The organism is Mesorhizobium sp. (assembly GCF_004962245.1).
Lineage (GTDB): Bacteria > Pseudomonadota > Alphaproteobacteria > Rhizobiales > Rhizobiaceae > Mesorhizobium.
Genome location: NZ_SUHQ01000030.1, coordinates 46,250 through 67,702, shown reverse-complemented (window position 1 = coordinate 67,702; position 21,453 = coordinate 46,250). Strand labels below are relative to the sequence as shown.

Here is a 21,453-nt window from a genome sequence, read left to right as displayed (position 1 = left end):
CCTGACAACAATCGCCTCAGCTCACCTTGACCTTGCCGGCGGCCTGGTCCTCGGCCAGTTTTTGCTGGAACATCTGTGCGAAATCGATCGGGTCGAGCATCAAGGGCGGGAAGCCGCCATTGCGCGTCGCCTCGGCAATGATCTGCCTGGCGAACGGGAACAAGAGCCGTGGGCATTCGATGAACAGGAGCGGCAGCATATGCTCCTGCGGGAAGCCGCTGATGGCGAACACGCCGCCATAGACCAGCTCGACGTTGAACAGCACTTCCTGATCGAAGGACGCCTTGGCGTTCAGCGTCAGATTGACGTCGAACTGCTTATCCGAAAGCGGATTGGCGTTGACATTGACGTTGATGGCGATGCCGGGGGCCTTGTCGCGGCCGCGCAGCGAGTTCGGCGCGCCGGGGCTTTCGAAGGAAAGGTCCTTGACATATTGGGCGAGCACGTTGAGCGAAGGCTGCGCCGCGTTGCCGTTGCCACTGGCTGCGCCGGTCGGCGCGTCGTCTTTGCTGGCCATAAGCCGTTGTCCTTTTGCCTGGGCAGCGTCGCTGACCGGATTGAAATCGGGCGTTCGCTACCATGGTCGGCATGACAAGACAAGGTTTGCCGGGGCAGCGTCCGAGTTTTGAATATCCGCAACGGTGGTAGCGGACTTATCAATCAAGCCGCAAGCGCGGCCGGCAGTGCGTACCGACGCAGGATGACTTCTCCGACCATCGACTGGAGAAACGGGTTGTCGTACAACCCCGCCATGACCACCACCACCAAGTCCAGGCTTGGCACAATATACAGGCGCTGGCCGCCGTACCCGACCGCAGAGATCCACCTGATCTCCTGACGATTGACAAGTGACCGGCCAAGCCACCACTGGAAACCGTAAAAAAACAGGCCTGCACCGTTCACATGAGGGCTGGTCGACTCGTCGATCCATGCCGCCGAGATAATCGGCCTGCCCTTCCACATGCCCCGGTCGAGAACAAGCTGGCCGATTCTGGCAAGATCACGAGGGCGCATGCGGAGTCCCGACACAGCGTTCGGCGTGCCGTCCGCGTAGCGTATCCATTCGACATCCTGGATGCCGAGAGGTTCAAACAGCGTCTCCTTGGCGAGGATATCGAGCGGGTAACCTGATCTTTTCTCCAGGATCGCGGCGAGAAGAGCGGTCAGGCCGCCATTGTAGCAATGGGCTGCACCGGGTGGCCGGTTGATCGGCTGTTCAAGCACATAGCGATAGGGGGCGGGAGCATCGATCATCCGCCGTTCGCTGTTTGCCGGATTGCTATAGGGGAGGTCCTCGTTCCACGCGAACCCCGCCGACATCGTAAGGAGGTGCCGAAGATTGATCCGCGCCTTATCCGGCGTGTTCAGATCGGCGTATTCAGGGAAGAATGAAAAGACCGGTTCGTCCAGGTCGTTGATCCATCCTCGATCAACGCCAATACCGAAGAGCAGTGACGTGATGCTCTTGGTGATCGAACGCAGATCATGTCTGAGGCCGGCATGGTATGTGACGCGTCGAGAGAAGTTGCCCAGGCCCTGTCCTCGCCCGTGAAGCAGCGCTCGCAAACGAGCTTGCCGCGGCGAACCATTAGTGCGGCATGAAGGTTTGCCTCATCCCAGTTTTCAAAGTGCGGAGCGAGCTCGCTGAGCACGTCGGCATCCATGGCCCTGGCACGGGGTGGAGAGATCGCCCAGCCGTCATCTCGATCATATATGCCAGTCAGCTCTTCCATAGATGACACCGTAGCAGAGCTGCCATTGGTGTTTCATCAAGGCCTGTATCAATTTGTTTCGATCGTCGCGAGGTCTACTACCCGCCTCTGGGTCCGACCTACTCGTCCTTGAGGCGGCGCCAGGGAGAATTGTGATCCGGTCCGCGCCGGTAGTTGTCGTCGCGCGAATAGTCGCTGTCGTCAAGATCGATGATCTTGTCGCGGGGCCTTGCCCGGAACCCGCCGGCGCCGAAATCGGTCGCCAGCACGATGCGGCCTTTCAGCAGGCGCCAGGCAAGGTCGCGGATCGGTGGCAGGAACAGCAGAATGCCGAAAATGTCTGTGATGAAGCCGGGAATGATGAGCAGGATCGCTGCCAGCACGATCATGGCGCCATGCGCGAGCTGGCGGCTTGGGTCGCGGCCGGCGTCCATTTCGGCACGCACCCGGGTCATGACGCCGAAGCCCTGGTGTCGCAACAATAGCGCACCGGCTATGCTCGAAGCCAGCACCAGACCAACCGTCGCCAGTGCGCCGACCTGGCGGCCGACAATGACGAAACCGGCGATCTCCAGAAGCGGAAGCGCGATGATGAACAGGGGAAGCAGCGAAATACGCAAATCTTGACCGATCGTTTCCATGTTTTGCCGGCCGGCGAGCAATCGCCGCTGGCACTGGACCTTTTAGATAGGTATGCCTGCCTTTGATTTGAATGATTGCAGCTTGCGTTCTATATGCTTTGAATGTTGAACGCTATGCGACCGCGGCTATTTGCCAGCCGGGCGGTCCGGCCGGAGTAGGGATTGATTGGCGGAAGATATGGGATTCTTCGACTTCGGCACGATTTTCTTTCTGGTTGCGGCGGTTGTGATCTTTTTCCAGCTGCGCAATGTGCTCGGCCGCCGCACCGGCAGCGAACGTCCGCCCTTCGACCCCTATACGGCGGGCCGGACGCGCGAGGACGCTGCCCAGAAATCCGAGAACGTGGTCTCGCTGCCGCGCAAGCGAGCGCCGGGAGAGCCGGCAGTCGACGCCTACGCGGCGATCGACGCCTTCGCCAAACCTGACACCGATCTCAACAAGGGCCTGCGGACGATCAAGGACAATGATCCGTCATTCGACCCGAAGACCTTCGTCGATGGCGCGAAGATGGCCTATGAGATGATCGTCATGGCCTATGCCGATGGCGACCGCAAGACGTTGAAGAACCTGTTGTCGCGCGAGGTCTATGACGGCTTTGTCGCGGCCATCGGCGACCGCGAGGCGAAATCGGAAAAGATCCAGTCCTCCTTCGTCGGCATCGACAAGGCCGACATCGTTTCCGCCGAGATGAAGGGCGGCGAGGCGCATATCACGCTGCGCATCGTCAGCGAACTGATCTCAGCGACGCGCGACAAGGCCGGCGCCGTCATTGACGGCGATCCTGAAACCGTCGCCGAGGTCAAGGACGTCTGGACCTTTGCCCGCGACACGCGCTCGCGCGACCCGAACTGGAAGCTCGTCGCCACCGAAGAAGAAGACTGAACTGGACGGCGGCGAGGCCTGTCGTGTCGCTTTCTCAGGCGTTCAGTGAAAAGTCCTTTGGCGATCTGCCCGGTTGGGATGAGGATGACCATCTTCAAGCCTTCGCCGCCTTTCGCCGCTCGGCCCTTTATGTCCTGACCAAGCCCTATCGTTCCGGCGGGCTCGGTATCGACTTCAACGCCTTCACCGAGGCTTACGCTGCAGCCCGCACCGCTTCGCCAACGGACCGAGCGCAAGCCCGCGCCTTCTTCGAGCGCCATTTCATCCCGGCACACATAAGAGCGGAAAACGGAGGCGCCGGCCTCGTCACCGGCTTCTATGAACCCGTGGTCGACGCTTCACCGGTGCGAACCGAACGATTTACGGTGCCGCTGCTGTCGCGCCCAGCCGATCTCGTCGACATCGACGACGCCAACCGGCCGCCCGGTATGGATCCCTATCTCGCCTTCGGCCGCGCCACGCCGAACGGACCGGTCGAGTATTTCGACCGCGGCGAGATCGAGCGCGGGGCCCTCGCTGGCAAAGCTGTGGCCGGCAAGGGTCTGGAAATCGCCTGGCTCGCCGACAAGGTCGACGCTTTCTTCGTCCATGTCCAGGGTGCAGCCAGGCTCATCATGACTGATGGCCGGCTTTGCCGCGTCACCTATGCCGCCAAATCCGGCCAGCGTTTCACCGGGCCGGGCCAGATCCTGAGCGAGCTAGGCGAGATCCCGCTGGAAAAGGTGACCATGCAGTCGATCCGCGCCTGGTTCAAAGCGCATCCGGATCGCATGGACGAGATCCTGTGGCGCAACCGCTCCTATATTTTCTTCCGCGAGATGGGGGTCGACGACCCGGAACTTGGCCCGATCGCCGCCGCCAAGGTGCCGCTGACGCGGGGCCGCTCCGTCGCTGTCGACCGTCTGCTCCATACATTCGGCACGCCGTTTTACATCAATGGGCCGTCGCTGACCGCTTTCGACGGAAAACCGTTCCGGCGGCTGATGATCGCGCAGGACACCGGCTCGGCCATCACCGGGCCGGCCCGCGGCGACCTGTTCGCCGGAACGGGCGATGCAGCCGGCGATATCGCCGGTGTTGTCCGCAACCCTGCCGATTTCTATGCGCTGATACCGCGTCCGCTTGTTCCGGGAGCGGGGCGATGACCCGGCGCGTCGACAGGCTGAGCGAGGACGACCGGGTCCTCTGGAACCTGGTGGCGCGCACGGCCAAGCCACTGAAGGGCAGGGCCGCCATCGACAGTCCCGACATCGGCCCGGATGTCGGTGACGAGATCAAGCCACCGCCGCGTGTCCAGGCCATGGCTCCTGCTGCGGCGGCAAAGGCAAAGACGCAGCATGTTTCGCATGCGCTTGATGAGCCGACGCTGGAAAAACTGTCGAAAGGCCGGCTGCCGATAGAAGGCCGTGTCGATCTGCATGGCCTGACCCAGGACGAAGCCTATTCGCTGCTGTTTTCCTTCCTGCACCGGGCGCATGCCGGCGGCATCCGCTACGTGCTGGTCATCACCGGCAAAGGGTCCTCGTCGGGCGGCGACGGCGTCTTGCGGCGCGCCGTGCCGGCCTGGCTGTCGACACCCGCATTCAGGCCACTCGTCTCCAGCCACGACCATGCCGCTCGCAACCATGGCGGCTCGGGCGCGCTCTATGTCCGCCTGCGGCGGGCGCGCCCATGAGGATGCGCGGCATGAGGTTGCGCTTGTGACCCCGTTCGGCGAAAAGCTTCGCGCATTGCGAAGCGAACGTGGCGTCAGTCAGAAGGCCATGGCCGAGGCTATCGGCGTCAGCGCCGCTTACCTGTCGGCGCTGGAGCATGGGCGCCGTGGTGCACCGACATGGACGTTGATCCAGAAGATCATCGGCTATTTCAACGTCATATGGGACGATGCGGAAGAACTCGCGCGGCTGGCCGAGACCTCGCACCCACGGGTAAAGCTCGACACGTCGGGCCTCACCCCAGCCGCTACCGAGCTTGCCAATCTTCTGGCCGAAAACATCGAAAAACTTGACGAAGCGGAGCTTCGCCGCATCACCGCATCGATCCGCGCCGCGCTGAAACAGCCAAAGTAACGCCTGTTACTGGACCGCGCCGACCAGAACCTGCTGGCCATCACGGATCGAGACCCAACGGCCGGTATTGTCGGTCGCCTGCCGCTTGAGGAAGCGGTATCCGGTCCGGTCCCATGAGCGGACCTTTTCGTTCAGATTGTCGAGGATGTAGTCGCCCTTGCTTGTGCGCACCGTCAGCACTGCATGGCCCTCGCCGTCGGGCTTGCGCACAACGGTCATCAGAAGATTGGCGTAGGACACGCCCATGCGGTTTAATTCGCGGCGCTTTTCCAGGACATAGTCCTCGCAGTCGCCAATGCCCTTGACAGGATAGGCCCAAACCTCGTCCCTGCCGTAAATGTCATAGTCGCTCATCGCCTTGACCGTGGCGTTGACCTTGGCGTTGACACTGAGGATCTTGCGCCAGAGTGCACCGGTCATGGTGGCGGGGGCGAGATTGCCCGGGCGGATCGAGCATTCGGCCGGGTTGGTCTTGCAGAAATCGTAATGGCCGATCGGTTGCGATGTCGGGCCGCCGGTTGCCATTGGTCCGGCCGCCGAAGCCGCCGTCGCCCAGCCTCCCGAAATCACCAGCCCGGCTACCCCGCACACGCGCAGCTTTCGCGCCAACATTGAGGAAATCATTGTCCCCGCTCACCCTTGTTTTTTATTAACGAAAGGTTAAGGGCGATCTACAGCCCATGTCAATTATGCAAACGGCCAGATTTGCGACATGGTTACCCGGACGGTCGGGAAAGCGGCTATTGTGCAACAGATCGACTGGACGGGCACAAGACCCGCCTACTTTTTGGCGGTGCGGACCAGCTTCGGCTTCACCGCAACGCGGGTCCGGCGGCCATAGCTGGTGATGAAGTCTACGATGCGCGGCACGATTTCGGAGCGGAAGCGCGAGCCATTAAAGACGCCGTAATGGCCGACCGCCGGCTGCACATAGTGGGCATGCCTGTCCGCGGGGATGTTGACGCACAAATCGTGTGCGGCCTGGGTCTGACCGAGGCCGGAAATGTCGTCGTTCTCGCCCTCGACCGTGAACAGGGCGACATTGCGGATATCGGAGGGATCGATGGCCATGCCGCGATGCGTCATCTCGCCTTTGGGCAAGGCGTGGCGGACAAACACGGTGTCGACCGTCTGCAGGTAGAACTCCGCTGTCAGATCCATCACCGCCAGATACTCGTCATAGAAATCACGGTGCTTCTCGGCACTGTCGCCATCATGCTTTACCAGATGCATGAAGAAGTCCTTGTGAGCGATGATGTGGCGGTCGAGGTTCATGCTCATGAAGCCCGAAAGCTGCAGGAAGCCGGGATAGACTTCGCGGCCGAAACCCGGCACCGGCCAGGGCGCCTGCATGATGACGTTGTCGCGGAACCAATCTATGCCCTTTTCCTCGGCCAGAAGGTTGACCGCGGTCGGATTGCGGCGGGTATCGATCGGCCCGCCCATCAGCGTCATCGTCGAAGGGACGAACGGGTCGCCCCGCGTTTCCATCAGCGCCACCGCCGCCAGCACCGGCACAGAAGGCTGGCACACCGCCATGACGTGGGTGTCGGGGCCTAGCGCATGCAGCATATCGACAATGTAGTCGATATAGTCGTCGAGGTCGAAGCTGCCCTCGCTGAGCGGCACCATGCGGGCATCGACCCAGTCGGTGATGTGCACGTCGGCATGGGGCAGCATCGCCTCGACCGTGCCGCGCAGCAGCGTCGCATAGTGGCCGGACATCGGCGCCACGATCAGCAGCTTCGGATCAGGCCGGCGGCCGGCGGGAACGGCCCGCTCGAAACGGAGCAGATTGCAGAAGGGCCGCGACCACATCGTCTTTTCGGTGACATCGACGTTTTTCCAGTCGACCACGGTCTTCGTCAGGCCGAATTGCGGCTTGCTGTAGCGGCGCGTCGTGCGCTCGAACAATTCGGCCGTTGCCGCGACCGAGCGGCCCCAGGGCGTGTGCGAAAAAGGATTGAGCGGGTTGGTGTAGAACATCCGCGTCGCGTCGGCATAGAGCCGTGCCGGCTGCAAGGCGGCGTGGTTCAATTCGTAGAATTGGTAGAACATCGAGAACCCCGCTGCTGCGACCGAAGGGACGACGGGCAGCGCCGAGCCTTGAATGTCTCGCGGGGAAGGTAGCAACAAATTGCTGCGATGCAATACGTCAAGTGATGTGATTTATGGTCATTCTTTCGTCCAAGACGTTGAAAACCGGTCTTGAGCGGTGAGAGCCGGCTCAGTGTGCGGTTGCGAATGCATTGGGAGCGCCGCGCGTCTTCCTGGGCGCGCAAAGGGCGCTCCAACACTTGAATCGGCGCCTGCTCCCTTCCGGAACCAAGATTCCGGGCTATACACTGGAGCGCGAGTGTCCGGGCCGAGACCGGAAACCGTTTATCAAAGGCGGTCTGTGCACACGGCGGTATGGCCCGAGCTGATGAAGCCGAGCCGCCTGGCGGCGCCCTTCGACAGGTCGATAACGCGCCCCTTGATGAACGGGCCGCGGTCGTTGATGCGCACCACGACGCTGCGGCCGTTGTTGCGGTTGGTGACCTTCAGCTTTGTACCAAAAGGCAAGGTGCGGTGCGCGGCGGTCAATGCCGACGGGTTCATCCGTTCGCCGGAAGCGGTCTTCGAGTGCAGCGCGTACCAGGAGGCGCGGCCACATTGAGCGGCGGCAGGGGAGGCGGATGCGCCGACCATCAGGCCAGCCGCGATCGTCACCGCGACAAGCGTGGTCTGGTTGGGTTTCTTCATCTGTGGGGAATGGCTCCGTTTGACAGACCCCAGCCGTTATGGATCGAATGTGGCACGAAATGCGGCAATCGTCTGGCGGTTCCATGACTACAGTACACGTTTGGAGTCGACAGGAAACAGTTTGTCAGGAATGTTGGGAGCCACGCCGATGTATCTGTGGTGGCCTTCGCACCAGCACCGGGATGTTTTCCGGCAAGATCTGGCCTTACTATGCAAGTAGATGCGAGAGCGATCGATACGCTTCCTTGCGCTTTGTCATCGCGACCAAGGCGCAACTGACGATCGACTTGGGGAGGAAATTCCGACAATGCGATTGATCAAGAATCTGCTGGCGCTGGTTGTGCTCGCCATCGGTACGCTCTGGTCGCTGCAAGGCATCGGCCTCGTCGGCGGCAGCTTCATGACCGGCCAGTCGCAATGGCTCTATATAGGTATCGTCACCGCGCTGGTCGGCTTGGCCGGACTGGTCTGGGCGAACCGTTCGCGCACCTGACATTCACATTGGAGTGGGCGCTGATCCGGGGCCAGGTGCCACGCTGATACTTCGCCGCGTTCGGGTCGACTGGCGAACGTGTGGCCCGCTCCAAACAAGCATTTCTCGTTTACGCCCTCCTTCGGCAAATCCATGCTGCGGTTGGCCGAGGATTTGAAAATTGGTTCCTGTATTCGAAGTTAAGTATAGTAGTCTTATCGACATTACAGAAATTGGAGAGGACGATGAGCGCTCCATATCGCGGCCGCCCGGATGTCGCTGTACCCTCAAGGTCACAAACGTCCGTTAAAATGGCCGCGGCGACTTGAAAACGAAGCAAAATCAACGGCACTCGGCTTGTATATCATGTCACTAGAATTTATGTGTCATGTAAGCTTGGACGCGGTGGGGACGCATGCCAGGCGTTTCGCAACCGGTGGCCCTGTGCCATCGCATGACAGAGAAACGTTCGGTCTATGCTCACGAAAAAGGGCAAATACGGCCTCAAGGCGCTCATCCATCTCGCGCGGCTGCCGGTTGGACAGCTCGCCTTCGTCAACGACATCGCCACCGGAAACAACATCCCGAAGAAATTTCTCGACGCCATCCTGGGCGAATTGCGCAATGCCGGTTTCGTCCAGAGCCGCAAGGGCAAGGAGGGCGGCTATCGCCTGGCGCGGCCGGCGGATGAGATCAAAGTCGGCCATGTCGTGCGCGTGCTCGACGGGCCGCTTGCCCCCATTCCCTGCGCCAGCCGCACCCAGTATCAGCGCTGTGAAGACTGCAACGAGGCGACATGCCAAGTCCGACATCTGATGCTGGAGGTCCGGCAAGCGATCGCCGAGGTGCTGGATCAGCGCAGCCTCGCCGAGATGCGCGATATCGCCAGCGGCGACGACCTTTCGGTTGCGTTGAAGATCCAGGCCTGAACCAGCAACCCCTGAGCCGGCAACGATCGGCGAAGCGGCCAAGGCAGCGGGTGCGGACATGACCGGGCGCAAATTCGATCATCCCAAATTCGATCATCATTGTCGGCGGCGGCGCCAGCGGCGTCGTCCTTGCTGCGCATCTGTTGAAATCGCCCAATCCCGATCTCCGCGTCACGCTGATCGAGAAGCGTCCGCATTTCGGACAGGGCATCGCCTATTCCACGCTGCTGTCGGCGCATGTGCTCAATGTCAGCGCGGCCGGTATGAGCGCCTATGCCGACGACCCCGGCAATTTCTGGCGCTGGCTGCTTGAACGCGGTCTGGCAACCCCCGAGCAGGCGCCTGTCTACGCGCCGCGTAGCGTCTATGCCCGCTACCTGAAGGAACTGCTGGACGAGCTCGAGGCCCGCGAGACGGGACGCCTGCGTCTGATCCGCGAGGAAAGCCTGTCGATCTCGCCGACCGCGTCCGGGGTGGAGGTGGTGCTGGCGAACGGCACCAGCATCGTCGCCCATCTTGCCGTGCTGGCGACCGGACATGACGAGGAGCCGGGCGCCGGCCAGGGCCACGCGATCAGGATGGGATCGGAGGCCGACACCGCGCTCGATCCCGACAGCCGCGTCCTCGTGCTGGGCACCGGCCTGAGCATGGTCGATGCCTTCCTGTCGCTCGAACAACGCGGTCATCGCGGCGAGATCGTTGCGGTGTCGCGGCGCGGCCTGCTGCCGTCGCCGCATCGCAAGGGCAATCCGATCAAGCTCGACGTCGCCGACATTCCGCTTGGCACCCAGCTTTCCTATTTTGTCGGCTGGTTCCGCGACCTGATCCGGGAAAACCAAAAGGCCGGCATCGACTGGCGTGATGTCGTCGACGGCCTCAGGCCGTTCAACCAGAAAATCTGGCAAAACTGGCCATCCTCCGCCAAGCGCCGCTTTGTCGAGCACACTAAGGCGTGGTGGGATATCCACCGCCATCGCATGGCGCCACAGGTCTACGCCCGTGTCACCGAGGCGGTTCAAGCGGGCCGCATCCGGCTTGTCGCCGGGCGCGTGGTCGGCATCGCGGCGGGCGACGGATTCACCGTGCAAGTCCAGTCGCGCCATACGCAGCGTCTCGAAACGGTCGATGTCGCCCGCATCTACGATTGCACCGGCATCGCCAGGGACATTTCGACCACGTCGAACAACGTGGTGCGGTCGCTGGTCGATCGCGGGCTGGCCCGGCCGGATCCGCTGCGCCTTGGCCTCGACGTGACCGACGATTGCGAGGTCATCGCCAGCGACGACACCGTAACAGCAAAGATCCTCGCGGTCGGGCCGCTGACGCGTGGCACCTTCTTCGAAATCGACGCCATTCCGGATATCCGCGTCCAGTGCGCGCGACTGAGCAAACGATTGTTGGGTTAGGAGGGGCGCTGTCCCGCGGCCCCTGCAGCGATTTGCACGAGGGTGCGTCTGTGGCCGATAGCCGGAATCCCATTCCCCGTCTGGCCATTGTATTGGCACGATCTATCTTCTTTCAGACTGCAAACGGCTGGAAAAGAAGATAGGCTGACAGCCTGCCCAAGGCGGTCGCTTGACCATGGAGCATCTGATATGAGCAAGCATAAGATCGCCGCACCCGACAGTGCCCCCTTGGGCAGTCCCCCCTCGGACAGCGCAATGTCCCGCCTGCGCCCGCCCTATGCATCGGTTCTCGACCTGATCGGGCAGACGCCGATCGTCGAGCTGACAAAATTCGACATCGGCAAGTGCCGTCTGTTCATCAAGCTCGAAAGCCAGAATCCCGGCGGTTCGATCAAGGACCGTATCGCGCTGTCGATGATCGCCGCCGCCGAAAAGCAGGGCAAGCTGAAGCGCGGCGGCACTATTGTCGAGGCAACAGCCGGCAACACCGGCCTTGGCCTCGCCCAGGTCGGCATCCCCAAGGGTTATCGCATCATCCTGGTCGTGCCCGACAAGATGTCGCGCGAAAAAATCCAGCATCTGCGCGCTCTCGGCGCGGAAGTGCGCATGACCCGTTCCGATGTCGGCAAGGGTCACGCGGAATATTATCAGGACATGGCCGAGAAGATCGCAGCCGAGCTGCCCGGCGCCTTCTACGCCAACCAGTTCGCCAATCCGGCCAATCCGCTGGCCCACGAAACCACGACCGGTCCGGAAATCTTTCAACAGCTCGACGGCGACGTCGATGCGGTAGTCGTCGGGGTCGGCTCCGGCGGCACGCTGACCGGGCTTGGCCGCTATTTCGCTGATGTCTCGCCGAAGACCGAGATGATTCTCGCCGATCCGGTCGGCTCCGTGCTGGCGCCGTTGATCAAGACCGGCAAGATGATAGAGGCCGGAAGCTGGACCGTGGAAGGCATCGGTGAGGATTTCGTCCCGCCCAATGCCGATCTGTCGCTGGTCAAAAAGGCCTACTCCATCCCCGACAAGCAGAGCATGCTGGCGGTGCGCGACCTGCTTTCCAAGGAGGGCATCCTGGCCGGCTCGTCGTCCGGCACGTTGCTCTCGACAGCCTTGCGCTATTGCCGCGAGCAGACCGTGCCGAAACGGGTTGTCACCTTCGTCTGCGACAGCGGCAACAAATACCTGTCGAAAGTCTTCGACGATTTCTGGCTGGCCGAGCAGGGTCTGGCCGAGCAGGAGCAGCATGGCGATCTGCGCGATCTGGTGATGCGCTCGCACCGCACCGGCGACACCGTGTTTGTCGGCCCCGACGAAAGCCTGCTCAACGCCTATGGCCGCATGCGCCGTTCGGACGTTTCGCAGCTGCCGGTGCTGGATGAGGGCAGGCTGGTCGGCATCGTCGACGAAAGCGATATCCTCGCCCATGTCGAAGGCCCCTATGACAGCCGCTGGGACCGTTTCAAGGCCCCGGTCCGCACGGCGATGACCTCCACCCTGCACACGCTGCAGGCCAGCCAGACGCTGGACGCGCTGCTGCCGGTGTTCGACCGCAACGAGGTCGCCATCGTCTTCGACGGCGACGAGTTCATCGGCCTGATAACCCGCATCGACCTGATCAACCATCTGAGGCGCCGCGCACGATGACCATAAAAGCAACCGTATCGGGCAGGAACCGTCTGGCCTTCTCGACGCGCACGATCCATGGCGGCCAGAGCCACGACCCGACCACGGGCGCGGTGATGGTGCCGATCTACGCGACCTCGACCTATGGCCAGCAGAGTCCGGGCGTGCACAAGGGCTTCGAATATGCCCGCAGCCAGAATCCGACCCGCTTCGCCTTCGAGCGCGCGGTGGCCGATCTCGAAAGCGGCACCGCTGCCTTCGCCTTCGCTTCGGGGCTGGCGGCGATCGCCACCGTGTTCGAACTGCTCGATTCAGGCGCCCACATCGTCGCCACCGACGACATCTATGGCGGCACCTTCCGGCTGCTGGAGCGGGTGCGTAAGCGCTCGGCCAACCTCCAGGTCGACTTCGTCGACTTCACCGATCTTGCCGCGGTCGAAGCGGCGATCCGCCCGGAAACGAAAATGCTCTGGGTCGAGACGCCGACCAACCCGCTGCTGCGTGTCGTCGACCTCGAAAGCGTTGCCGCGTTGGCCAGGCGCAAGGGGGTGCTCTCGGTCGCCGACAACACCTTCTGCAGCCCCTATCTGCAGCGGCCGTTGGAGCTCGGCATCGACATATCAGTCCACTCGACGACGAAATACCTCAACGGTCATTCCGACATGGTCGGCGGCGTCGCCGTGGTCGGCGATAACAAGGATCTCGCCGACCGCCTGAAATTCCTGCAGAACGCTATCGGCGCCATATCAGGCCCGTTCGACAGCTTCCTGGCGCTGCGCGGCCTCAAGACGCTGGCGCTGAGGATGGAGCGTCATTCGTCGAATGGCCAGAAGATCGCGCACTGGCTGGAGAGCCGCCCCGACATCCGCCGCGTCATCTATCCCGGTCTTCCCAGCCACCCGCAGCACGCAATCGCCAGGCGGCAGATGCATGCCTTCGGCGGGATGATCACGGTCGAGCTCGACCGCGATCTTGCGGGGACAAAACGCTTCCTCGAACACACGCAGCTGTTCACGCTGGCCGAAAGCCTTGGCGGCGTCGAAAGCCTGATCGAGCACCCGGCGCTGATGACGCACGGCTCGATCCCGGCGCAAAAGCGGGCGGAGATCGGGATTTCCGATTCTTTGGTGCGGTTGTCGGCCGGGATCGAGGATGGCGACGATCTGATTGCGGATCTTGATCAAGCGCTGGCGAGCTGAAGGGGGGACGCGTGCCAGGCAACCGCTTCGACGTTGGCGCTGCCCCAGCTTTGTGGCCAAGCCCCTTCTCCCCGTCCCTCACGGGGAGAAGGTTCCGGCAGAGGGTTGAGGGGCAGAATTGTGGCCTTCACTGCAATTGCCGACGGCACGGTTGAAGTCATGACTATTCGTGAGCGCGACCAGCCAAAGCCCCCAGACACCCCCCTCACCTTCGCGGTGCTGGTCTTCCCCGGCTTTCCGATGATGGCGTTCAGTTCGGTGATCGAGCCGTTGCGCGCGGCCAATGTGCTCGCGAAAAAAGACTGCTATCGCTGGATCATTGTCGGCGCCGCCGCAGGGCCGGTCGAGGCTTCGAACGGCGTCGTCATCCAGCCCGGCTTTTTCGCCGGCGATGCGCCGAAGGTTGATCGTATCGTCGTCTGTTCGGGCGGCAATGCCGATCATCTTGTCGCCGACGATGCCGTGAGCTGGATCCGCAAGAGCCTGCGCGGTGGCGCCCATATCGGCGCGGTGGCCGATGCCGCCTTCTTTTTGGCGCGGGCCGGCCTGCTCGACGGCCATGCCTGCACCTTGCACTGGACCAGCCAGGCGGCCTTCACCGAGGCGTTTCCGGACATCGAGCTCAGGCGCGATCTCTACGTCATCGACCGCAAGCGCTTCACCTCGGCCGGCGGCGTCGGCAGTCTCGACATGATGCTGGAGATCATCACCAACGATTATGGCGCCGAGCTCGCGGCCGGCGTCGCCGAATGGTTCGTGCACAGCCCGCTGCGCTCCAGCGTCGACCGCAAGCTGATGCCGCTGCGCTTACGTACCGGCGTCCAGAACGAACTGGTTCTCTCGGCCATCGCCATCATGGAGGATGCGGTGGAGGAGCGCCTGGGCATGACGGAGCTGGCGGAGAGGCTCGGGGTGTCCTCCGACAAGCTCGAACGCAATTTCCGCTCCGAGCTCAGCATCTCGCCCAACGGCTATTACCGCCGCCTGCGGCTGAAGCGCGCCGCTGATCTCTTGGCGCATTCGACGCTGATGGTGCGCGACGTGGCGCTGGCCTGCGGTTTTGCTTCGATGTCGAGTTTTGCCCGGGCGTTCAGAGAGGAGCATGGGCATGCGCCGAAGGTGGCGCGGAGGCGTTAGGGCGTCGTCGCACCAGGCGCGCCTTGCCGAGTTCCTTTCCACCCCCCTCTGGCCCTGCCGGCCATCTCCCCCGCAAGCCAGAGGGGGGTGCTGTCCCTCCGGCGTCTCTGCGGCATCCAGCACAACATCTGCGGTATCCCGCACAGCCTCAGCGCAAGGCATGGCTCATCTTCTCCGCTTCCAGGAGGCACCCATGAGCATTGTCGTTTTTGACCCCGACAGCACCGAGGACGTGGATTTCAAGGACCGCATGCGCCACCCGGCGGCGTCCGACCCGGCCGGCGGCATGTGGCTGTCCGACACCGAGCCGTCCTTCATCGACGCGGACGCGCTGCGCAAGGGACGGCTGGCCAGGTTGCGCGCCTGGATGCGCGAGGCCGGCTATGGCGGCGTCGTGCTATTCGACCCCTACAACCAGCGTTACGCCACCGGCTCACGCAATATGTTCGGCTATTTCCTGCGCAACTCGACGCGCTATTTCTTCATCCCGACATCAGGGCCGATCGTGCTGTTCGAATATCCGCAAAGCTACCATGTCTCCATGGTGCTCGACACGATCGACGAGGCGCGTCCGTCCAAGCTGGTCTGGTCCTCCGTCTCGGGCCGCGACGACGAAACAGCAGGCCCGTTCGCCGACGAGATCGCCGAATTGCTGAAAACGCATGGCGGCGGCTCGATGAAGCTCGGCCTCGATCGCTGTGGTCATTTGCAGGCGCTGGCGCTGGAAAAGCGCGGTTGCGAGATCAGGGATTGCCAGGGCGAAATCCTGGCGGTGCGCGCGGTCAAGACGCCGGAAGAGGTCAAATGCCTGCAGGTGTCGATGGCCGGCGCCGAGGCCGCCGTCTATGCGGTGCGCGAGGCGATCAAGCCCGGCGTGTCCGAAAACGATCTGTTCGCCATCATGTATCACGAGGTGATCCGGCAGGGCGGCGAGTTCATCGAAACCCGCCTGCTCACCTCGGGCCAGCGCACCAACCCGTGGTTCAACGAGGCGAGCGGCCGCAAGATCAGGCCGGGCGAACTTTTGGCGCTGGATACCGATACGATCGGCTGCTACGGCTATTATTCGGACTTCTCGCGCACCTTCCGCTGTGGGCCGGGCAAGCCGACCGATTATCAGAAATCGCTTTACCGCATGGCCCACGACCAGGTTCAGCACAACATCTCGATCGTCAAGCCGGGCATGGCGTTTCGCGAGATTGCCGAAAAGGCCTGGAAGATCCCGGACCGCTTCGTCGACCAGCGCTATACGTCGGTCATGCACGGCGTCGGCATGCATGGCGAGACGCCGTTCATCGCGCACGCCATGGACTACGAGATCTATGGCCGCGACGGTTTTGTCGTGCCCGGCATGGTGGTCAGCGTCGAGAGCTATATCGGCGAGAAAGGCGGACGCGAGGGTGTCAAGCTCGAGGACGAGATCCTGGTCACCGAGACCGGCACCGAGCTTCTGTCGCGCTTTCCCTATGAGGACGACTTTCTTGACAGGCAGGTTTGAATGAAAGGCCCGGTCTCGATCGAGCGCGGCACGGTGGCCGCGGTCTTCGTCGACCTCCAGGAGGAGCATCGGCAGGACAAGCGCTATCTCGTCGAGGGTTTTGGCGACATTCTCGCCAACGTCCAACGCCTGCAGGCAACGGCGCGGTCCAACAAAGTGTTGCTCTACCATTCGGCTTATATCGTCGATCTTACCAAGGAGGCGCGGCGGTTCCATCCGGTCGATGCGAATGGCAGGTCGGCTTTCTCCGACAAGGACGATCCGCTCACCGCGATCTGTCCCGAAGTGGCGCCGGTCGCCGGCGAGATGATGCTGGTCAAGACTGAGGCCAGCGCCCTCGGTGCAGGCCCTGCCGCGGGCCGGCTCAAGGCCAAAGGGATCGAGTGGCTGGTCGTTGCCGGCGTGTGGACCGAGGCCTGCATCGACGCCACCGTCAGGGATGCAGTGTCATCAGGCTTTCGCGTGCTGCTGGTCAAGGATGCGTGCGGCAGCGGCAGCACGGCAATGCACCAGACAGCCATCCTCAACCTTGCCAACCGGCTCTATGGCGGCGCCGTCACCACCACCGAGGGCGCGTGCCGATTGATGGCAGGTGAGACGGTCGATGCATGGCAGGTCGTAGGTTCGGTGCCTTTGCGCTTCACCTATGAAAACGCGGCCCGCCTTTACGGCGAGCTCTGACGCTCCCAGGGGATTTGGTGGGAGCGGATGGCGATGGTCAGTGACGCCGAAAAGCCCGAGACAGCAAACCGGGGAAAATACGCGACGCTGCTCGAGCCGGCGCTGTGGACCTATGTCGACCGGGTCAACGCATGGTATCCGCCCGAAATGGACCTGCCGGTCGACCAGCAGCGGGCGCTCTATGACACGATGTGCCGGGCGTTCCACCGAGGCTATCCTGCAGGTGTCGAAGCCAGCGACGGCACGGTTGCCGCCGGCGGCCATGCGATCCCTGTCCGGCGCTACCATCTGGCGGGCAAGGCACCGCAGGCGATGGTCGTCTATTATCACGGCGGCGGCTTCGTGCTCGGCGGGCTCGACAGTCATGACGACATCTGCGCCGAGATCTGCGCCGGCACCGGCTTCGCAGTCTTGTCCGCCGACTACCGTCTGGCGCCCGAACACCTGCATCCGGCCGCCTTCGACGATGCGCTGGCGGTGTTCGAATGGGCGGCGGCGACAACGGCCTTGCCGATCGTGCTGTGCGGTGAGAGCGCCGGCGGCAATCTCGCCGCCGCGGTCGCGCACGCGGCGCGCCGCCACGCTCGCCCCGCAATCGGCCAGGTGCTGATCTATCCCGAGCTGGGCAGCGATGAGAGCGCCGGCTCCTATGTCGAGCACGCCGAAGCGCCGCTGCTGACGCTCAGTGACATCGAATTCTACCGTCAGGTCCGTTCCGGCAAGGCACAGGCACCAGACGATCCGACCTTCTCACCGCTGCGCGACACCGATTTCTCCGGCCTGCCGCCGACGGTCGTCATATCAGCGCAATGCGATCCGCTGTCATCGGACGGCGAGGCCTATCGCGACCGCATCCTCGCCGCTGGCGGCCGCTCCTGGTGGCACGAGGAACCGCGCCTCGTGCACAGTTTCCTGCGCGCCCGCAAAACCGTGCCACGGGCCGGCGAAGCGTTCACGCGCATCGTCGCCGCCATCGCGACGCTCGGCAAGGGCGAGTGGCCGTATTGACGTCGAGTTCCCCGCTGGCGGGAAATCGCAGCAGCCATTCGGGACTCAAAGGCTGGCGATCCTTCGCGCCCCCAGCAGCGCAAGCTCCACTTCCACCGCTGCGGAACAGTGCACAACAACTGCGGAAACGTGAACACTTTCCCGGTAGAGCCCGCACTATCATTGCCGATGGCCATAGGCACACCGGCGAAACGCATCCGCCCCCGCGAAGCGATCGGCCGGGCACCGACAAGGAGGGATCGACGATGAAGTTCATGTTGACCGACAGAGCGTTGCATCCGCAGGCCGAGCCCGTCGCCGACGGCTTCAAGAAAGGCCAGATGAATCGGCGCGAATATCTCGCCAGCATGGCCGCGCTCGGCGTCAGCGCCGCCGGCGCGCTGGCGCTTGGCGGCCTTGCGCCCTCCCCGTCCAGGGCAGCCGAGGAGCCGAAGCGCGGCGGTGTCTTGCGCGTCGCCATGAACGTCAAGGGCTGGAAGGACCCGCGCACTTTCGACGGCGTTGAAATGTCCAACGTTGCCCGCCAGTGCAACGAATATCTGGTGCGTTGGAACCGCGATTTCACTTTCGAGCCGTGGCTGCTCGAGAGCTGGGAGACCAGCGACGACGCTCGCGTGCTCACGCTGCACGTCCGCAAGGGCATCACCTGGTCGAACGGCGACACCTTCAACGCCGACGACGTCGTCCACAATCTTACGCGCTGGTGCGATGCCAGCGTCGCCGGCAATTCGGTCGCAGAGCGCATGGGGGCGCTGGTCGACGCCGCCTCCAAGAAACCGGTCGACGGCGGCATCGAGCGTGTCGACGACTTTACCGTCCGGCTCAATCTGCCGAAGCCCGACATTTCGCTGATCGCCGGCATGACCGACTATCCGGCGCTGATCATGCACCGCAGCTACGATGGCGACGGCGATCCGCCGAAGGCGCTGGCGATCACCACTGGACCTTGCGAACTGGTGGCATGGGACGCCGAGGTCGGCGCCGAGGTCCGCCGCAAGGATAAGCCGTGGTGGAAAGGCGACTTCTACCTCGACGGCATCCAGTGGATCGACTACGGCTCCGATCCCAATGCCATGTTCTCGGCTTTTGAATCGGGCGAGATCGACACCAACCACGAAACGGCCGCCGACACGGTTTCGCAGACGGACGCCATGGATCTGAGCAATTCGGAGCTTGCCACCGGCTCGACGATCGTCGCGCGCTTCAATGTCGGCAATCCGCCCTATGACGACGTCAGGGTACGGCGCGCCGCCCAGCTCGCTGTCGACAACGGCGCGATCCTGAAGATCGGCATGGACGACCGGGGCAAGCCGGCCGAGAACCACCATGTCGGGCCGATGCATGCCGAATACGCCGATATCGGGCCGGCGGTGCGCGATGTCGACCAAGCCAAGGCCCTGCTTGCCGAGGCCGGCAAGTCCGACCACGAATACGATCTCATCTCCGTCGACGTCGACTGGCAGAAGAACACCGGCGACGCCATCGCCGCGCAGATGCGCGACGCCGGGCTGAAGGTCAAACGCACCGTGCTTCCGGCGGCGACGTTCTGGAACGACTGGAGCAAATATCCCTTCTCCTGCACCGAGTGGCTCGGCCGGCCGCTGGGCGTCCAGGTGTTGGCTCTTGCCTACAAGTCCGGCGCCGCCTGGAACGAGAGCGCTTACGCCAATCCGGAATTCGACGCTTTGCTCGACAAGGCTCTGGCCACGCCCGACGCCGGTGCACGCAAGGAGATCATGGCCAAGATCGAACAGAATCTGCGCGACTCCGGCATCATCATCCAGCCCTATTGGCGCTCGGTCTACCGCACGTTCCGCAAAGGCGTGCACGGATGCGAACAGCACCAGTCGCTGGAGCAGCATTTCGAGAAGGTCTGGCTCGACGACGCGTAGTCTGTGTCGCCGGATCGGACAGCCGGCGGTCAGCGCAACGGGAAAGCCGGCGTCAACTGGCGACGCCAAGCCTTGAAATCTCTCGTCCGAGGCGCACTGTTTCCCGCACCAGCAGGTCCAGGTCCTCGCGCTGGGTTCGGTGATTGTTGATCGCCACCCGCAGGCAATGCTGGCCGTGCACCGTCGTATCTGAAAGGGCTGCGGTGCCCTCCTCCTGCAGCCTCAGCATGATCTCGGTGTTGAGTGCCTTCTGCTGCTCGGCCGTCAGCCCGTCGCCGCGGTAGCGAAAACAGACGATGTTGATGTTCGGTGGCGCGATCAGTTCCAGCAGCGGCTCGGCCTCGATCAGCCTGCCGAGCGTGAGGCCCTGTGCGATGTTCTGGTCGATCAGGCGGCCGAACTTCTCGATGCCGTGCTCCTTCAGCGCCATCCACACCTTGAGCGCCCTGAAACCGCGTGACGTCTGCAGGCCAAAATCATGCAACCATTGTCCGGAGGCGAGGCCGCGCGGCGTCGACTCCAGATATTCCGGCGTCACCGCAAACGTGTTGCGATGCGATGCGGCATCCCTGATCAGGGCGCAGCCGACCTCGAACGGGGCGTGCAGCCATTTGTGCGGGTCGAGCGCGATGGAGTGGGCGTGCTCGATGCCGGCAACGCGATAGGAATTTTCCGGCGCGATGGCGATCAGCGCGCCGATGCAGCCATCGACATGGAACCAGAGGTCCTCTTGCGCCGCCAGACTTGCAAGCGCCTGCAGATCGTCGATTGCTCCGGTGTTCACAGTGCCTGCCGTGCCGATTACGCAGGCCGGCCGAAAACCCGCCTTGCGGTCCTCGGCGATCGCCGCCCGCAAGGCATCGATATCGATCCGCAATCCGGCATCGGTGGGGATGCGTCGAAGCGCCTGGTTGCCCAGGCCGAGCGCTTCCATCGCCTTGCGATGGCAGGAGTGAAGCTGGTCCGAACCGTAGAAACGCAGCGGGTTTGCTACGGCGGCGACGCCATGCTCGCGCACATCGACGCCTGCCTTGACGTTGCGCGCCACGGTCAGGCCGATGATGTTGGCCATCGAGCCGCCGCTGACCAGCGTGCCGCTGGCCGATTGGGGAAAGCCCATCATCTGCTTGCACCAGTCGACGACCTGGCTGTCCATCAGCGCGGCGGCATGGTTGCCGCCACCGAGGTTGGAACCCTGGATCGCCGCCAGGAAATCGCCGAGTGCCCCGGTGAAATTGCTCGATCCCATATACCAGGACCAGAAGCGCGGATGGATGTTGCCCATCGGATAGGCCATTACATTCCGCGCAACCTCGCCATAGACCTGGGAAAGCGGCTGCGGCGAGCGCGGCAGGGGCTCCGCGAAAAAGGCTTTCACCTCAGCGGGCATGTCCCGCCACACGGGACGTTCCCGAACATCGCGCAGATAGTCGACGGCATCGTCGACGATCCGATGCGACAGCGCCTGAACCTCGGCCCAGTCGACCGGATCGAGCGTTTCTTCGGCAGCCGTGCCAGCGGCTTTCAACATGGCGTCCATCCGCGTCGCTCCCTA

21 protein-coding genes are annotated in these 21,453 nt (G+C 63.1%); 14 read left to right on the top strand and 7 right to left on the bottom strand.

Going from position 1 to position 21,453, the window contains the following annotated elements; all coding sequences use genetic code 11:
• Positions 1 to 16: 16 nt before the first annotated feature.
• From secB to E5X88_RS26795, 3 genes are all read right to left on the bottom strand, one after another.
• Positions 17 to 517, bottom strand: a complete 501-nt coding sequence (gene secB / locus E5X88_RS26805; protein ID WP_292166570.1) for a protein-export chaperone SecB — start codon at positions 515 to 517, stop codon at positions 17 to 19.
• Between the two features lie 143 nt (positions 518 to 660).
• Positions 661 to 1,566, bottom strand: a complete 906-nt coding sequence (locus E5X88_RS26800; RefSeq protein ID WP_292166568.1) for a serine hydrolase — start codon at positions 1,564 to 1,566, stop codon at positions 661 to 663.
• 265 nt (positions 1,567 to 1,831) lie between these two features.
• Complete coding sequence (locus E5X88_RS26795; RefSeq protein WP_292166610.1) at positions 1,832 to 2,332, bottom strand: FxsA family protein; 501 nt, start codon at positions 2,330 to 2,332, stop codon at positions 1,832 to 1,834.
• 199 nt (positions 2,333 to 2,531) lie between these two features.
• On the opposite strand from E5X88_RS26795, the gene E5X88_RS26790 reads away from it, so the two are divergent.
• From E5X88_RS26790 to E5X88_RS26775, 4 genes are read left to right on the top strand one after another with little or no spacing between them, the layout of a single operon-like run.
• The gene (locus E5X88_RS26790; protein WP_292166566.1) at positions 2,532 to 3,236 is read left to right on the top strand and encodes a Tim44/TimA family putative adaptor protein; all 705 of its coding nucleotides are present in this window, start codon (positions 2,532 to 2,534) and stop codon (positions 3,234 to 3,236) included.
• Positions 3,237 to 3,259: 23 nt separating this feature from the next.
• Entirely contained in the window at positions 3,260 to 4,381 is a 1,122-nt protein-coding gene (locus E5X88_RS26785) for a murein transglycosylase A (RefSeq protein ID WP_292166564.1), read from the top strand.
• The gene (locus E5X88_RS26780) at positions 4,378 to 4,911 is read left to right on the top strand and encodes a Smr/MutS family protein (protein WP_292166561.1); all 534 of its coding nucleotides are present in this window, start codon (positions 4,378 to 4,380) and stop codon (positions 4,909 to 4,911) included. Before E5X88_RS26785 ends, E5X88_RS26780 begins: the two co-directional genes overlap by 4 nt.
• Before the next feature lie 25 nt (positions 4,912 to 4,936).
• Positions 4,937 to 5,305 carry a helix-turn-helix transcriptional regulator gene (locus E5X88_RS26775; protein ID WP_292166609.1) on the top strand — a complete coding sequence of 123 codons (369 nt, stop codon included), beginning with the start codon at positions 4,937 to 4,939 and terminating at the stop codon, positions 5,303 to 5,305.
• A gap of 6 nt (positions 5,306 to 5,311) precedes the next feature.
• On the opposite strand, the gene E5X88_RS26770 is transcribed toward E5X88_RS26775, so the two are convergent.
• From E5X88_RS26770 to E5X88_RS26760, 3 genes are all read right to left on the bottom strand, one after another.
• Positions 5,312 to 5,929, bottom strand: a complete 618-nt coding sequence (locus tag E5X88_RS26770; RefSeq protein ID WP_292166559.1) for a transglutaminase-like cysteine peptidase — start codon at positions 5,927 to 5,929, stop codon at positions 5,312 to 5,314.
• A gap of 156 nt (positions 5,930 to 6,085) precedes the next feature.
• Positions 6,086 to 7,363, bottom strand: a complete 1,278-nt coding sequence (locus E5X88_RS26765) for a polyhydroxyalkanoate depolymerase (RefSeq protein WP_292166557.1) — start codon at positions 7,361 to 7,363, stop codon at positions 6,086 to 6,088.
• A 327-nt stretch (positions 7,364 to 7,690) separates the two neighbouring features.
• Complete coding sequence (locus tag E5X88_RS26760; RefSeq protein ID WP_292166556.1) at positions 7,691 to 8,050, bottom strand: septal ring lytic transglycosylase RlpA family protein; 360 nt, start codon at positions 8,048 to 8,050, stop codon at positions 7,691 to 7,693.
• Between the two features lie 307 nt (positions 8,051 to 8,357).
• Here E5X88_RS26760 and E5X88_RS26755 point away from each other — a divergent pair, with 307 nt between their 5' ends.
• The 10 genes from E5X88_RS26755 (at position 8,358) to E5X88_RS26710 (ending at position 19,898) form a co-directional block, all read left to right on the top strand.
• Positions 8,358 to 8,543 (top strand): hypothetical protein, encoded by a 186-nt coding sequence (locus tag E5X88_RS26755; RefSeq protein ID WP_292166554.1) that lies wholly within the window; start codon positions 8,358 to 8,360, stop codon positions 8,541 to 8,543.
• 455 nt (positions 8,544 to 8,998) lie between these two features.
• Positions 8,999 to 9,451 carry an Rrf2 family transcriptional regulator gene (locus tag E5X88_RS26750; RefSeq protein ID WP_292166552.1) on the top strand — a complete coding sequence of 151 codons (453 nt, stop codon included), beginning with the start codon at positions 8,999 to 9,001 and terminating at the stop codon, positions 9,449 to 9,451.
• A gap of 77 nt (positions 9,452 to 9,528) precedes the next feature.
• Positions 9,529 to 10,857 (top strand): FAD/NAD(P)-binding protein, encoded by a 1,329-nt coding sequence (locus E5X88_RS26745; RefSeq protein WP_292166607.1) that lies wholly within the window; start codon positions 9,529 to 9,531, stop codon positions 10,855 to 10,857.
• 189 nt (positions 10,858 to 11,046) lie between these two features.
• Complete coding sequence (locus E5X88_RS26740; RefSeq protein ID WP_292166551.1) at positions 11,047 to 12,504, top strand: pyridoxal-phosphate dependent enzyme; 1,458 nt, start codon at positions 11,047 to 11,049, stop codon at positions 12,502 to 12,504.
• Entirely contained in the window at positions 12,501 to 13,682 is a 1,182-nt protein-coding gene (locus E5X88_RS26735) for a cystathionine gamma-synthase (protein WP_292166549.1), read from the top strand. The genes E5X88_RS26740 and E5X88_RS26735 overlap by 4 nt, the downstream gene beginning before the upstream one ends.
• A 159-nt stretch (positions 13,683 to 13,841) precedes the next feature.
• Entirely contained in the window at positions 13,842 to 14,819 is a 978-nt protein-coding gene (locus E5X88_RS26730) for a GlxA family transcriptional regulator (RefSeq protein WP_292166606.1), read from the top strand.
• A gap of 193 nt (positions 14,820 to 15,012) precedes the next feature.
• Complete coding sequence (locus tag E5X88_RS26725) at positions 15,013 to 16,317, top strand: Xaa-Pro peptidase family protein (RefSeq protein WP_292166547.1); 1,305 nt, start codon at positions 15,013 to 15,015, stop codon at positions 16,315 to 16,317.
• On the top strand, positions 16,318 to 16,998 hold the full coding sequence (locus E5X88_RS26720; RefSeq protein WP_292166545.1) for an isochorismatase family protein: 681 nt from the start codon (positions 16,318 to 16,320) through the stop codon (positions 16,996 to 16,998).
• Between the two features lie 33 nt (positions 16,999 to 17,031).
• Positions 17,032 to 18,006: an alpha/beta hydrolase gene (locus E5X88_RS26715; RefSeq protein WP_292166543.1), complete on the top strand. Its 975-nt coding sequence runs from the start codon at positions 17,032 to 17,034 to the stop codon at positions 18,004 to 18,006.
• A gap of 245 nt (positions 18,007 to 18,251) precedes the next feature.
• Positions 18,252 to 19,898: an ABC transporter substrate-binding protein gene (locus E5X88_RS26710; RefSeq protein ID WP_292166541.1), complete on the top strand. Its 1,647-nt coding sequence runs from the start codon at positions 18,252 to 18,254 to the stop codon at positions 19,896 to 19,898.
• Between the two features lie 52 nt (positions 19,899 to 19,950).
• Here the strand turns inward: E5X88_RS26710 and E5X88_RS26705 are convergent, their stop codons facing one another.
• Complete coding sequence (locus E5X88_RS26705) at positions 19,951 to 21,438, bottom strand: aspartate aminotransferase family protein (RefSeq protein ID WP_292166540.1); 1,488 nt, start codon at positions 21,436 to 21,438, stop codon at positions 19,951 to 19,953.
• Positions 21,439 to 21,453: the final 15 nt, after the last annotated feature.

Excerpts from the sequence above, each read along its gene's own strand:
- E5X88_RS26730 (WP_292166606.1), top strand. The coding sequence starts at position 13,842 with ATGACTATTCGTGAGCGCGACCAGCCAAAGCCCCCAGACACCCCCCTC.
- E5X88_RS26760 (WP_292166556.1), bottom strand. The coding sequence starts at position 8,050 with ATGAAGAAACCCAACCAGACCACGCTTGTCGCGGTGACGATCGCGGCT.
- E5X88_RS26720 (WP_292166545.1), top strand. The coding sequence starts at position 16,318 with ATGAAAGGCCCGGTCTCGATCGAGCGCGGCACGGTGGCCGCGGTCTTC.
- E5X88_RS26770 (WP_292166559.1), bottom strand. The coding sequence starts at position 5,929 with ATGATTTCCTCAATGTTGGCGCGAAAGCTGCGCGTGTGCGGGGTAGCC.
- E5X88_RS26710 (WP_292166541.1), top strand. The coding sequence starts at position 18,252 with ATGAAGTTCATGTTGACCGACAGAGCGTTGCATCCGCAGGCCGAGCCC.
- E5X88_RS26780 (WP_292166561.1), top strand. The coding sequence starts at position 4,378 with ATGACCCGGCGCGTCGACAGGCTGAGCGAGGACGACCGGGTCCTCTGG.
- E5X88_RS26735 (WP_292166549.1), top strand. The coding sequence starts at position 12,501 with ATGACCATAAAAGCAACCGTATCGGGCAGGAACCGTCTGGCCTTCTCG.
- E5X88_RS26725 (WP_292166547.1), top strand. The coding sequence starts at position 15,013 with ATGAGCATTGTCGTTTTTGACCCCGACAGCACCGAGGACGTGGATTTC.
- E5X88_RS26705 (WP_292166540.1), bottom strand. The coding sequence starts at position 21,438 with ATGGACGCCATGTTGAAAGCCGCTGGCACGGCTGCCGAAGAAACGCTC.
- E5X88_RS26715 (WP_292166543.1), top strand. The coding sequence starts at position 17,032 with ATGGTCAGTGACGCCGAAAAGCCCGAGACAGCAAACCGGGGAAAATAC.
- E5X88_RS26740 (WP_292166551.1), top strand. The coding sequence starts at position 11,047 with ATGAGCAAGCATAAGATCGCCGCACCCGACAGTGCCCCCTTGGGCAGT.
- E5X88_RS26790 (WP_292166566.1), top strand. The coding sequence starts at position 2,532 with ATGGGATTCTTCGACTTCGGCACGATTTTCTTTCTGGTTGCGGCGGTT.
- secB (WP_292166570.1), bottom strand. The coding sequence starts at position 517 with ATGGCCAGCAAAGACGACGCGCCGACCGGCGCAGCCAGTGGCAACGGC.
- E5X88_RS26755 (WP_292166554.1), top strand. The coding sequence starts at position 8,358 with ATGCGATTGATCAAGAATCTGCTGGCGCTGGTTGTGCTCGCCATCGGT.
- E5X88_RS26765 (WP_292166557.1), bottom strand. The coding sequence starts at position 7,363 with ATGTTCTACCAATTCTACGAATTGAACCACGCCGCCTTGCAGCCGGCA.
- E5X88_RS26750 (WP_292166552.1), top strand. The coding sequence starts at position 8,999 with ATGCTCACGAAAAAGGGCAAATACGGCCTCAAGGCGCTCATCCATCTC.